14 protein-coding genes are annotated in these 12,542 nt (G+C 50.3%); 6 read left to right on the top strand and 8 right to left on the bottom strand.

Annotated elements, in window-relative coordinates:
- Window positions 1-229 precede the first annotated feature (229 nt).
- The 3 genes from KEF85_RS15985 to KEF85_RS15975 are packed head-to-tail and all read right to left on the bottom strand — an operon-like array spanning window position 230 to window position 2,960.
- A complete protein-coding gene (locus tag KEF85_RS15985) occupies window positions 230-817 on the bottom strand; it encodes a phosphoheptose isomerase (RefSeq protein ID WP_215582232.1) in 588 nt (195 codons plus the stop codon).
- Window positions 818-822: 5 nt separating this feature from the next.
- The gene (locus KEF85_RS15980) at window positions 823-1,188 is read right to left on the bottom strand and encodes a YraN family protein (protein WP_215582231.1); all 366 of its coding nucleotides are present in this window, start codon (window positions 1,186-1,188) and stop codon (window positions 823-825) included.
- A gap of 5 nt (window positions 1,189-1,193) precedes the next feature.
- Window positions 1,194-2,960, bottom strand: coding sequence for a penicillin-binding protein activator (locus KEF85_RS15975; protein WP_246534986.1), 1,767 nt, complete (start codon window positions 2,958-2,960; stop codon window positions 1,194-1,196).
- Window positions 2,961-3,009: 49 nt separating this feature from the next.
- Here KEF85_RS15975 and rsmI point away from each other — a divergent pair, with 49 nt between their 5' ends.
- On the top strand, window positions 3,010-3,861 hold the full coding sequence (gene rsmI / locus KEF85_RS15970; protein ID WP_215582229.1) for a 16S rRNA (cytidine(1402)-2'-O)-methyltransferase: 852 nt from the start codon (window positions 3,010-3,012) through the stop codon (window positions 3,859-3,861).
- Here rsmI and KEF85_RS15965 read toward each other — a convergent pair.
- Both KEF85_RS15965 and KEF85_RS15960 read right to left on the bottom strand, forming a co-directional pair.
- Complete coding sequence (locus tag KEF85_RS15965; RefSeq protein ID WP_215582228.1) at window positions 3,858-4,307, bottom strand: DNA polymerase III subunit chi; 450 nt, start codon at window positions 4,305-4,307, stop codon at window positions 3,858-3,860. The two genes, rsmI and KEF85_RS15965, sit on opposite strands and share 4 nt — an antisense overlap.
- A 72-nt stretch (window positions 4,308-4,379) precedes the next feature.
- Entirely contained in the window at window positions 4,380-5,864 is a 1,485-nt protein-coding gene (locus tag KEF85_RS15960) for a leucyl aminopeptidase (protein ID WP_215582227.1), read from the bottom strand.
- Between the two features lie 160 nt (window positions 5,865-6,024).
- Between KEF85_RS15960 and lptF the strand changes: the two genes are divergently transcribed.
- Together lptF and lptG are read left to right on the top strand one after the other, a co-directional pair.
- On the top strand, window positions 6,025-7,089 hold the full coding sequence (gene lptF, locus KEF85_RS15955; protein WP_215582226.1) for an LPS export ABC transporter permease LptF: 1,065 nt from the start codon (window positions 6,025-6,027) through the stop codon (window positions 7,087-7,089).
- Between the two features lies 1 nt (window position 7,090).
- Window positions 7,091-8,170: an LPS export ABC transporter permease LptG gene (gene lptG / locus KEF85_RS15950; RefSeq protein WP_215582225.1), complete on the top strand. Its 1,080-nt coding sequence runs from the start codon at window positions 7,091-7,093 to the stop codon at window positions 8,168-8,170.
- Window positions 8,171-8,422: 252 nt separating this feature from the next.
- Here the strand turns inward: lptG and KEF85_RS15945 are convergent, their stop codons facing one another.
- From KEF85_RS15945 to KEF85_RS15935, 3 genes are all read right to left on the bottom strand, one after another.
- The gene (locus KEF85_RS15945) at window positions 8,423-8,809 is read right to left on the bottom strand and encodes a hypothetical protein (RefSeq protein ID WP_215582224.1); all 387 of its coding nucleotides are present in this window, start codon (window positions 8,807-8,809) and stop codon (window positions 8,423-8,425) included.
- Window positions 8,810-8,874: 65 nt separating this feature from the next.
- Window positions 8,875-9,342 (bottom strand): RDD family protein, encoded by a 468-nt coding sequence (locus KEF85_RS15940; protein WP_215582223.1) that lies wholly within the window; start codon window positions 9,340-9,342, stop codon window positions 8,875-8,877.
- Entirely contained in the window at window positions 9,343-9,522 is a 180-nt protein-coding gene (locus KEF85_RS15935; protein WP_215582222.1) for a hypothetical protein, read from the bottom strand.
- Between the two features lie 473 nt (window positions 9,523-9,995).
- Between KEF85_RS15935 and pcnB the strand changes: the two genes are divergently transcribed.
- The 3 genes from pcnB to panB are packed head-to-tail and all read left to right on the top strand — an operon-like array spanning window position 9,996 to window position 12,540.
- The gene (pcnB, locus tag KEF85_RS15930; RefSeq protein ID WP_425515580.1) at window positions 9,996-11,231 is read left to right on the top strand and encodes a polynucleotide adenylyltransferase PcnB; all 1,236 of its coding nucleotides are present in this window, start codon (window positions 9,996-9,998) and stop codon (window positions 11,229-11,231) included.
- Window positions 11,228-11,734: a 2-amino-4-hydroxy-6-hydroxymethyldihydropteridine diphosphokinase gene (folK, locus tag KEF85_RS15925; RefSeq protein ID WP_215582221.1), complete on the top strand. Its 507-nt coding sequence runs from the start codon at window positions 11,228-11,230 to the stop codon at window positions 11,732-11,734. The genes pcnB and folK overlap by 4 nt, the downstream gene beginning before the upstream one ends.
- Window positions 11,731-12,540, top strand: a complete 810-nt coding sequence (panB, locus tag KEF85_RS15920) for a 3-methyl-2-oxobutanoate hydroxymethyltransferase (RefSeq protein WP_215582220.1) — start codon at window positions 11,731-11,733, stop codon at window positions 12,538-12,540. The genes folK and panB overlap by 4 nt, the downstream gene beginning before the upstream one ends.
- Window positions 12,541-12,542 lie beyond the last annotated feature (2 nt).

The raw sequence follows: 12,542 nt of genomic DNA, 5'->3' as shown, positions 1-12,542 counted from the left end.
TTGATCTCCGGCTATCCGCTGGCTAATTATTATGGTTTTTGGGGCGAGATTAACTAAGTCTAAGTTTAGCAGTAATTTTTGACAAGAGTGGCAAGTGCGGGTGGCAGGAAAGATGCTGCGGCCTAATTTTTTCAGCTTAAGCCGAGCAACCGATTGCCTATCTTTGTGACAAAGGGGTAGGTGGGCAAATGACTTTACGGCAAAACCATAGCCCTAATATCCGGCAGACTTAGCCGCCGAACAATTGCTGATCTATCAGATCACACAGGCAGTGGGAAATCAGCAGATGCACTTCCTGGATGCGCGCCGTAGAATTGGAAGGCACCCGGATTTCAATATCGGCTTCGTTCAGCACTTCAGCCAAAGCCCCGCCATCCTTGCCGCTTAGCGCGATAACCGTCATGTCACGGTCGTGGGCCACTTTTATGGCCTGAATAATATTGGCCGAATTACCGCTGGTAGTGTAAACCAGCAGAATATCGCCGGTTTGGCCCAGCGCTCTCAGCTGTTTGGCAAAAATCTGGTCAAAATGGTAATCATTAGCGATGGAAGTAATCGTAGAAGTATCGGTGCTCAAAGCAATTGCCGGCAAAGCCGGGCGTTCCCTTTCAAAACGGTTCAGCATTTCCGAAGAAAAATGTTGGGCATCCCCCGCCGAACCGCCATTACCGCAGGTCAGCACTTTTTTATCGTTGACCAGCGCTTCAACTATCTTTTGCGAGGCGAACTCAATCAGCTCACACAACGAAGCCATAGCATCCTGTTTTGTCTGGATGCTGTCGGAAAATTGGTTAATAATACGGTCTTGTAAACTCATAGTCCTCAGGTTTGAAATGCGTTTTTAATCCAGTTGAGCCGATTGTCGCCGGATATGGCCACCACATCGAAACGTATCACCGCATTGCTCAGTTTGTTGATTATGACATAGTGTTGGGTAGCGGCGATGATCCGCGCCTGTTTTTTCCAGGTAATACTGGCTTCAGCGCCGCCAAACTGAGCCGATTGCCGGTAGCGAACCTCCACAACCACCAGCACCGGACCATCCAGCATCACCAGATCCAGCTCCCCGCTTTTACAGCGGTAATTGCTGCAGCACCACTGTAAACCTTGCTGTTGCAAAAACTTTAAAGCCTGTTGCTCGGCCTGGCTGCCTTTCTGTAAATGCGGCGGTTTTTTACCAAACAACATGGCAATTACTCGACAAAACCGCTGGCTACCGGCAGACCGGCTTTGAATTGAGCGCAGACCAGTTTGCGGGTCAGGCGATTCTCGGCGTTTAAACTCAAATGCCCGGTAGCGCCGTTATACGGCGTGGTTGCCAACTGATTTAACTGCCCCAGCACATTATAAGCATCCATGCCCAGTGCCAATAGCCTGAGCTGGGTATCGGGCAAAGATTGCCAGACCCCTTGTTGGCTTAGCTGACTGAGGGGGCCGCTATACAGATCGCCAAAAAACCAGGGGATATCACAAAAATTGATCTTGCCCAACTCCATATCCTGTACCGGATTGGGCCGGCCACTATAAATACCCGGCATCGCATAAACCGTCAGTTCCGGATGATTTTTCAGTGCCGGCGCCAGCTCTCTGGCCAGTTCCGGACTGGCACTCAAAAACAGAGTTTGTACCGGTTTGGCGGTGTTTTCCGCAGGAGTTGAATTAGCAAAGCCATTCAAGATATTGGCTATATCGTGCTGTTTGGGATCATATGATTGTACGCCCAGGACAATACCGCCCTGACTTTGCCAGGCACTGGTTAAATAATGGCCAATTCGCTGGCCCTGCCCGCTATTGGGCACCAAAATCATAGCAGTTTGCCCACCGTCCTGATGGGCTTTCAAGCTTAATTGCCCCGCCTCATCAATAGGGCTTAAGCCAAACTGGTAGAGATTATTCCGGTTTAAATTTTCCACATGATTTAAAGCCAGTACCGGCACACTTAACTCGATCTGTTCAGCCAGATTTTGAATTTGTTCCTTAACCAGTGGCCCAATAATTTGACTGGCACCGTCGGCCACAGCCTGCCGATAAATTGTGCCGATATCACCTTGTTCACTATCGTAAAAACGCAGCGGGAGCTGAGGCGAATTAACAGCAGCCTGACGCTGAGCCGCCAGAATACCGTCTTTAATCGCTTTACCCGCAGCAGCATAATTACCGCTGGCTGGTAGTAATACCGCTATCATCGCCGCAGCCGGCGTTGGATTGGCGACCAGATTGGTGGATTTATGCAAATAATTACCGATAAACTCAGCATTATTGGCTGCATGTTGCCGGTAGGCTTGCTGCCAATCCAGCAACTGCTGATTAAAATCAAAGCCGGATTGACCACGCTGCTTAACGATTTTAGCCAGCGCCATCCAACCGCCCAGCTCCTCAGCATCTGCCGGCGGCATACTCAGCGTATCCAGGCTTAAGCCAGTGAGTATATCCAGAATCGTGGCGCGATTATCTTGCTGTTGCTGAAGGTTGCTCAACAAATAACCCAGCCGAATTCGGGCATTGATGCTAGGTAAAATATTACCTGCCAGAGCATGGGCAAAAGCCAGAGACTGAAAATAATTAATCTGTTCGGCATTATTCAGCAATTTGGGCCGAATCATCTCCAACTGACTTAAAGCCCGGCTAAAGTCGGCCATACTTAAAGACACTTCAGCGGCCAGCAGATTGAATTTACTGCGCTGCTCAGCAGACAGACTGGCGTAATGCACCAGATCCAGCTGCGTATGAGCGGCACTGTAATCACCGGCCTGCACTTTGGTTTCAGCGGCCAGTAAATGCTGATTATCCTGATTGTCGGTCAAACCGCTGCTTTTCAGAGGCTCAGCCGCCGGCAGCGGGTTTATCAGCGGGCGCGTGGTTTTGGCTGGTGGCGGCAGCGGTTTTTTCACTGGTTCACTACTGCAGCCGGCCAGCAGCAACAGGCCGAAAATCCAGCAGAGTGACCGGTAACGGGGCATAATGAAAAACTGATTTAATCTAAACATAGCGCGGAGGGCATGAGAACAGATGTACGGGAAATTATACGTGGTTGCCACACCAATAGGTAATCTGGCCGATTTCAGCTTTCGGGCTGTGGAAACCCTGAAACAGGTTGGTTTAATTGCCGCCGAAGATACCCGCCACATCAAAATGCTATTACAGCACTATGGCATCAACACACCGGCGCAATCCTTGCACCAGCACAATGAAGCCCACGCCTCCCAACATCTAATCGAAAAAATTCAGCAAGGTCAGTCCATAGCCCTGGTTTCCGATGCCGGCACCCCTTTAATCAGTGATCCCGGCATGCCGCTGGTACGGTTGGCGCAACAGCAGGGAATTGAGGTAGTGCCTATCCCCGGAGCCTGTGCTTTAATCGCCGCCTTATCGGCTTGCGGCTTACCGGTCAGCCGCTTTACCTTTGAAGGTTTTCTGCCGCGCACCTCCAGTGCCAGAAAAAGTTTTTTTCAGAACAAGCTGACCGATGCCTCAACCTGGGTGTTTTATGAATCCAGCCACCGCATTCAGGCCGCCTTGACCGATATGCAGGAAATTTATCCAGCCGATCACCCCATTGCCATTGCCAGAGAAATCACCAAACTGCACGAAACCATCATCCAGGCCGAACTGGCGGAAATCAGCAGCAAAGTCGCTACCGATGAAAATATGCGCAAGGGTGAATTTGTAGTGGTAGTCGGTGGTGTCGAGCCGGACACCGAAGCTAAGCTGTTAAGCGCTGAAGAAAACCGGATACTGCGCGCCTTACTGCAGGAGTGCTCAATCAAAACCGCCGTCGCACTGGCGGTGGAAATTACCGGACAAAGAAAAAAATTACTCTATCAGGCCGCTCTGGAGATACAGGGTAGTGCAAATGATTAAAGTTTGTGAGTCACCGGTGTGATGCCTAACTGCCGATAATAGCGAAAACGCTCCCGCCCCGCCTGTTTACAGATTTCGCTATTGTCCAGCACTTCCAGAATCCGGCCAGTGAGCGGGCCGTGTTCAGGCAACTGACTGGACAGATTGACGATCAGATTCTGGCGGCTTTCCGGAATATCCGCCAGACCAATTAAAATGGTTTGCGGCAGTTCCGGCAAAATGCCGCGATAAATTTGATGCGGAATAAAACTCCCGGCTCTAAACGTCCAGAGCTGCAGGTCTATGCTGGCAGCCTGTTCCAGACTGTCGGTCAGCACATAACAATTTTGGCCGCTGCGATAGATTTTTTCGATTAACTTACAGGCAAAATCCTGACGCTGCTGTTGCAAATGGGTAGCCAGCACATAAAAATCGACAACCGGTAAATTGGAATGGTTTTCTGACATCTACAGCGCCTGTGTGGTCTGGCGTGTGCCGCATTAAGCCAGCTTAATGCGGCAACAAGCGCCGACACCGGTTCAGCCGGCGGCTCTATCCAGCAAGTATTGACTGATAACCGGCACTGGCCGGCCGGTAGCACCTTTGTTTGCCCCACTGCGCCAGGCCGTGCCGGCGATGTCCAGATGCGCCCAGCGGAAATCCTCGGCAAACTTGGACAAAAAGCAGGCCGCCGTAATACTGCCGCCGTCCGGGCCGCCAATATTGGCCAGATCGGCAAAATTGGATTTCAGCTGTTCCAGATATTCTTCCCAGATCGGCATGCGCCACAAACTGTCACAAGCCGTATCGCCGGCGCTCAGCAAATCCGAGCACAGCTTGTCGTCGTTGCCAAACAAACCGCTAGGCACCCGGCCCAAGGCCACAATGCAGGCACCGGTCAGGGTTGCCATGTCGATAACCACATCAGGATTAAATTTTTTGGCATAAGTCATGGTGTCGCACAATATCAAACGGCCTTCGGCATCCGTGTTCAATACTTCAATCGTTTTACCGGCCATACTGTACAAAATATCGCCGGGTTTATTGGCATCACCATCCGGCAGGTTTTCTGAAGAGGGCACCAGGCCGACAATATTCAGTTTCAGATTAAGCAGCGTGGCCATGCGCAGCAGGCCTAGCACACTGGCGCCGCCGCACATATCGTATTTCATTTCATCCATGCCCAGACCGGGCTTTAAAGAAATACCACCGGCGTCAAAGGTTAAACCTTTACCGATCAGCACAATAGGCTTTACACTGGCTTCATCACCCTGATAAAACAGGCTGATCAACTTGGCAGGTTGGCGGCTGCCGCGCGAAACCGACAGAAAAGCCCCCATGCCCAGTGCCTGCATATCGCTCTCTTCCAGAATTTCACAACTGAGTTTGTCGTGTTGGGCGGCCAATTGCAGTGCTTGATCGGCCAGATAAGTAGGTGTGCAGATATTACCCGGCAAATCGGCCAATTGTTTGGCTAGCTCAACACCACTGGCAATGGCAATACCCTGCTGCAGACCGGTTTGGGCCAGAGATGTCTGACTGGCATCGGCATAGATACTCAATTGCTGCAAAGCAACTTTATCGTCAATTTTTTTAGTAGTGGCGTACAAATAAACGCCATCCTGAAAAACTTCCACAATTTGCCGGGCCTGCCACTGCGAGTCGGCATTTTCCACAGTAATATCCAGCAGTGCCGCAGTGGCAGCTTTGACTTTACTGTCTTTAACCGTTTTAATTGCCGCAGCAAGCGCTTTGCGGTACAGCTTGCGGGTCACTTTACCGGCACTGCCGAAACCAACCAGCACAATGCGCTGAATGTTATCCAGACCCACATTATTAATTAACAGCGTTTCCGCGTTTTTACCCTTAATGTCCCCACGGCTGATCAAACGGCTCAGCAAGCCTAAACTCAACTTGTCCAGTTCGGTAGCCAATGGACTTAATTGCTGGTTTTCGTAGAGACCAACCAACAGACAATCGCTTTGTAGTTTGTCTAAGGATAAGCTTTCTATAGAATAGTCCATAATGACAGAGGCCTTTAAAATGTCGCAAAGTTTGATGACGCCGGTTAACAGGCGCTTGAGGCCAATTATACCTTAGAAAATCAGGAGTGAGTTGTTGAGCATAGAACGAAACATACCTGGCCCAGGCCGTCCTTTTCGCTTTATAACAGTACTGGACCGTATGATAATTGTAGATCTGCTCAAGACAGCAAGTGCTGTTTTGGCGGTACTGGTTTTTATCATCGTCAGCCAAAAATTTATCCGGGTACTGGCACAAGCCGTGGATGGCAGCATTTCCAATCAAACCGTCATGCATTTGATCGGCCTGAAAACTATACTGGTCACCACCGCCTTTCTACCCACCGCCTTATTCATGGCCATCCTGATGGTATTGGGACGCATGTACCGTGAACAGGAAATTGCCGCCATAGCTTCAGCAGGCGGCGGCATGCTCACCATTTATCGCGGCGTGTTTTGGGTATTGGTGCCGCTCAGCCTGTTTTCCGGCTGGCTTTCATTATATGCCGGGCCCTGGGCAGAATTACAAGGCCAAAAATTGATGCACTTTGATAACGAAACAGCCGATATTCGCAGTATTTCCGCCGGCCGGTTTAGTGAATACAGTGGTGGTGAACTAATCTTTTATACAGAAAGTGTTGATGACGACGGCAAAATGCATCATGTTTTCTTGCAAAATAAACAGTCCGGCAAAACGGGGGTGGTTAATGCTGAATATGGCCGGCTGGATAACCTGGAAGGTGGTTTATATCTAATTCTGGAACACGGAGAACGCATACTGGGCGCACCCGGCGACAAAGAATTTACCATAGAAACCTTTGCCGAATATGCCGTATTGATAGAAAAAAAATCCAGCGCCCTGGTGGTTGGCAGTCATGCGGTTAAAAGTCAGCAAATCTGGTCATCCTCCAACTTACAGGATATGGCAGAAATGCAGGATAGACTCAGCGGACCGTTCAGCACCATCTTTCTGGGATTCTTGGCCGTACCCTTAGCCAAACTTTCACCGCGCGGCGGTGTTTACGGCAACTTGCTGGTAGCCTTTGCCATATATTTTGCTTATTCAAATCTGCAAAGAGTCAATCACAGCTGGGTAGTTGCCGACAAGATACCCGGCTGGCTGGGCTACTTCTGGGCTGACTTGCTGCTGCTGAGTCTGGGCCTGATACTGCTGTTCCGCACATACGGCTGGCAGTGGCTGCTGCAACATTGGCAAAAAGGATATTAACATGGGAGTATTAACCCGCTACATAATGCTCGAAGTCATCAAAGGGGCCGCCATAGCCTTATTGATACTGCTCACCCTGTTTCATTTATTTACCTTTAGCGACCAACTGGTGTTTTTGGGTAAAGGCACATACGGCCTGAAAGAGCTGTTTTTATATCTGGCCTTAACCACCCCGCGCATGATTTACGAGCTAATGCCGTCTGCCGCTTTATTGGGCAGCCTATTCGTTGTGGGGGCAATGGCCAATCATCGCGAAATAGTGGCCATGCGGGCCACCGGATTATCCACCCTATGGGTCATCCGCACCATCATGCTGGCCGGATTGGTGCTGGTAGTAATATCAGTGTTGATAGGCGAATACATAGCCCCGGACAGTGAACGCGCTGCCCAGGTATTGCGCAATACCACCCAGAACGAAACCGATGGCGTCATCATGCATACCCAATACGGCATGTGGCTGCGCGAGGGCAACCGTTTTATCAACGTACGGAAAATACTGGATGACGGCACCCTGGCCAATGTGCGCATATATGATATTAGTGCCCAGCATAAGCTGCAGAAAATGACTCATGCCGAACATGCCACCTTTTTGGGCAACAATCAATGGCGCCTGGATGGGGTTAAGCACTCAGAGCTGGATGAAGGCTACCAACAAGTTTCCGCGGCGGTGCAGGACAGCCAAATTTGGGAATCCTCTATCGATGCGGATTTGTTGAAAGTCACCGTGGTGGATTCCGATAACCTGTCCCTGTACGATTTATATATGTACATCGACTTTCTAAAAAGCAATAGCCAAAAATCTCAAATCTATGAACTGGCTTTTTGGAGCCGCCTGATTAATCCGCTGGTGACATTTGTAATGCTGATGATTTCAGCGCCGTTTGTGATCGGCATAGGCCGGGGCACCAATACCGGTGGCCGGATCATGCTGGGCGTGGTGATCGGTATGCTGTTTAACATTTTCGACAAAATTGCCGGACACATGGGGCTTGTCTACGGCCTTAATCCCATGCTGGTGGCCATTGCCCCTAGTCTGCTGATGTTTTTAGGCGCCGTAATCGCAATTTTAAAGGTAAGTTGATCGGGCTGTTATAAAGCCATGTTTGCGTTAAAAGTTGATACCCGTTGTAACTATTAAGCGTCCAAATATCTCTTTAAAGCACAAGTGTTAGTAGGATGTGCTGAACGATAGTGAAGCGCATCATTCGAAGCCAAGTACTGGTTTAAAAGACCAGCAACCTTACCCAGACTAACTATCCAGTTCCCCCCCTTTGAAAAAGGGGGGTTAGGTGGTACAAAGTCACAACAACTTGCTGCACCTTGGCAAACAGCATTATTTGCGGGTCAGGAAAAAATAAAGATTAGTACATTTCAAAATCAGGTCAGTATGGCTAAGTTCCACCGCAGTACAAGTTTCATATTTTTCCCGGCCTGGGCTGGTTTGTTTGCGCACCACACCGTTTTCCACAAAATATTTAACGGCGATATCCATTTCACTGGTACGACCCAGCGTATCTTCGCCCTTGGTCATCAGCGTGCCGTCTTTTTGAAAATCCCAGCTCACATTGAGCAGTTTTTTATTCTTTTCCAGTCCCAGCGATTCGGCAGTGACTTTCCATTTGCCCAAAATCTTGCTGTTATCTTCAAGTTTAACATCGGCGTGAGCGGCAAACGCCGACAGGAGTGCAAGCAGGGATATAAGTGTTGTTATTGTTTTCATTGAGTTCTCCCGAACGAGCGAGTAGATTGAGGTGAGCCGCAAATATATCATATCCCCCGGCCTGATCAGGCCTTTTCTCGTTCTACCTTGTGCAGCCGGGTTTTGGACAAATGATCATGCCAGCATAAGCCTTGCGGATCGATAACACACCACATCAGACCCAGACCCAGACAGGCCCAGGACAGGATGGCGGCGCCAAACCGGATCAAAGCCTGCCGCCAGCTCACCGATTCACCGTCAAAGCTCAGCAACTGCATTTTCCAGGCCCGTAAGCCCAGAGTTTGGCCACCGTGAGTCCAGAACCAGCCGTAAAACAAAAAGCCGACCAGCAGCAAATAAACCGGATAAATAAACTGGTCTGGAGCAAACGCCTCACCGCCATTAAAAGGCAAGGCCAAACTGGTGGACAGAAACAACACAGCCAGCAACAACAGCGCGTCGTAACCAATAGCCCCCAGTCGGCGTAAAAAACCCGGCGTACCAACTAGCAGTACGCCGGGTTTTTTGGCATGATTTCGTGCTTTCTGCCGCAATTACTTATTAAATAATTCGAGCTTTTGGCCCAAATACATACTCATGCCCACCAAAGCGCCTTCCATCAGAATAGAAAACAGAAACGGTGGTCTGTGGAATACCAAAACCAAAAAGTCGGCGGCAAACAGACTGGTAAACAAAGGTTGGTCGATTAAAGCATTCAAAACTTTATTAAACATAAATCCCCCCCAAGCATCTTTAATTGATCGCCATTTGCCATGCCTGAGACAATGACGGTTTTGTTCTTATGTACAATGACACACCTTTAGCAATTTATGCTACCGCATAATTTTACTATATCAGCCTAGATTGTGAAAGGTGGGCTTGATTGAGCTGAAAACCGGCTAGATGGTATGATAAGTAAAGTATAGTTGTGTCTGAGCAGTTTGCCTGGTATGGCTTAAAATTCGCAAAATTTGCGCATTCCGTCTAAACTTGGCGGTATTATTAGGCGTATGCCGCCTCAACTCCCTGTAATCCTGGCCTTTACAGATGCAAGCAAACTAAAAACAACCAAAGGAATATCGTCATTTTAAGTTTTTTTAAAAAAATCTTTACCCCTGCCGAGCAGGTAAAACCGGCCGCCCCGCTAGTAAAGATTTATCCGCGCCCCGAACACTGCATTTCCCGTTCGCAAATCAGCGAAAATGCGTTGAAGGTACTGTTGCGACTAAAAAAAGCTAATTTTGAAGCCTATCTGGTTGGCGGTTGCGTCCGCGACTTACTGTTGGGCCGCGAGCCTAAAGATTTTGATGTGGCAACCAATGCCAGCCCGGAGCAGGTTAAACAGATTTTTCGCAATTGCCGGATTATCGGCAGACGCTTCCGCTTGGCTCATGTATTTTTTGGCCGGGAAATTATCGAAGTCGCCACCTTTCGCGGTTCCGAACCGGATGAAGCCGATCAGCACGTCGTGCATGAAGATGGCCGGCTGCTGCGCGACAATGTGTTCGGCACCCTGGAACAGGATGTCTGGCGGCGCGACTTTACCGTCAATGCCCTGTACTACAATATCCGCGACTTTTCCGTGGTGGATTACACCGGCGGCATGCTGGATCATCAGGCCGGCATTTTACGCCTGATCGGCGATCCGGCCATTCGTTACCGGGAAGATCCGGTACGCATGTTACGCGCCATTCGCTTTGCCGTTAAATTGGGTTTTACCCTGCATCCCGATACCGAACAACCCATACATGAATATGCCGAGCTATTAAAAAGTATACCCTCGGCCCGGCTTTACGACGAAGCCCTCAAGCTGTTTCTGGCCGGCTACGGCTTGCAAACCTTCGAAATGCTCAGACATTACGGCCTGTTTGCCATCCTGTTTCCCGCTTCGGATAAATGCCTGGAAACCCTGGAACATGACTTTCCCCGCCTGTTCTTAATCAAAGCCCTGGAAAACTCCGACCGGCGCTTTGCCGATGGCAAAAGCCTCACGCCTTATTTTTTATTGGCCGCCATGCTCTGGGAGCCATTACAGATCGCCGTAAAAAAACAGCTTGATCGCGGCGAAAATGAAACCATAGCCTATCAGAATGCCGCGAATGAGATTTTAAACAACCAGATTAAAATCACCGCCATGCCCCGCCACATTACCCAGGCCATGCGCGATGTCTGGTTTTTGCAAAACAAATTCAGCAAAACCACCGGTTCCAGACCCTACCGGCTACTGGAACAGCCCAAATTCCGGGCGGCTTATGACTTTCTGGCGCTGCGCGCCGAAACCGGCGGTGCCGATCCGCAACTGGTAACGTGGTGGACACGTTTTCAGGACGGTGACGATGAACAACGCCAAAAAATGACCGCCCCGCCCAAAAATGCCTCGGGCAAAACCAGACGTAAATCCAGCCGCTACCGCAGCAAAGCCAAACAGGCCGATGTGGAATGAGCTTGCCGACTTCATACCTGCCTGCGTTTATCGGGCTGGGCAGTAATCTGGAAAACCCCTTGCAGCAAGTCAATCAGGCCCGGCTTGATATCGCCCAACTGCCGGATGTGGTCGAAATCGCCTTCTCACCGCTTTATCAAAGCCAACCGGTAGGCCCGCAAGATCAGCCGGACTATATTAATGCCGTGATGCATATCGGCACCCGCTTGCCGGCCCTGGATTTACTCCGCCAGCTGCAACAGATAGAAAACGCCCACGGCCGCCTGCGTAGTGTGCGCTGGGGAGCCAGAACCCTGGATCTGGATATTTTGCTCTATGCCGACCAGATTATCGATCTGCCCGATTTGCAGGTGCCGCATCCGGAACTGGTGAACCGGGCTTTTGTACTTTACCCGCTGGCCGATATTGCCGGCACGGAATTGCTGGTTCCCGGCAAAGGCAGTCTGCAGCAGTTATTGGCAAGCGGCCCGTCTGCCGAGGGCATGCAGAGGCTGGCAGCATGAATTTGTATGCCGAAAGCGCCAAAACCCTGACCATCCCTGATTTAAAAGCCATGAAACAGCGGGGTGAAAAAATCAGCTGCCTCACCGCTTATGATGCCAGCTTCAGCACAGTGCTGGATCAGGCCGGAATTGATATGATACTGGTCGGCGATTCGCTGGGCATGGTCGTGCAAGGCCATCACAGCACCTTACCGGTAACCGTGGATGATATGGTCTATCACAGCCGTATCGTGGCCGCAGCCAGAAAACGCGCATTTGTGGTCACAGACCTGCCTTTTGCCAGCTATGCCACCCCAGAACAGGCATTACATAACGCGGCGCGCTTAACCCAGGCCGGTGCCGCGCAAATGGTCAAGCTGGAAGGGCCTAAACTGGAAATCATCAGTTTTTTGGTCGCGCAAGGTATTCCGGTCTGCGGTCATCTGGGGTTGTTGCCGCAATCCGTCAACCGGGCCGGAGGTTACAAAGTACAGGGTCGGGATGCCGGGCAAGCCCAACAGCTGCTTGCAGATGCGCTGGCTATACAACAGGCGGGTGCCGATTGTCTGGTTCTGGAATGTATTCCGGCGGCCCTGGCAGCGCAAATCACCCAACAGCTCAGTATTCCAGTAATCGGAATAGGTGCGGGAGCGGCTTGTGATGGTCAAGTGTTGGTGTTATACGATATGCTGAATATCAGCATCGGCAACCGGCCCAGATTTTCCAAAAATTTTATTGAAACCGCTGCTGGCATAGACGCAGCGGTGCGCAGTTATCATCAAGCGGTTAAATCACAACAATTTCCCGGTCCGGAACACTGTTACTGAGC

Origin of the sequence: Methylomonas paludis, from assembly GCF_018734325.1 — a bacterium.
GTDB lineage: Bacteria > Pseudomonadota > Gammaproteobacteria > Methylococcales > Methylomonadaceae > Methylomonas > Methylomonas paludis.
This window is presented reverse-complemented; position numbering and strand designations above follow the sequence as displayed.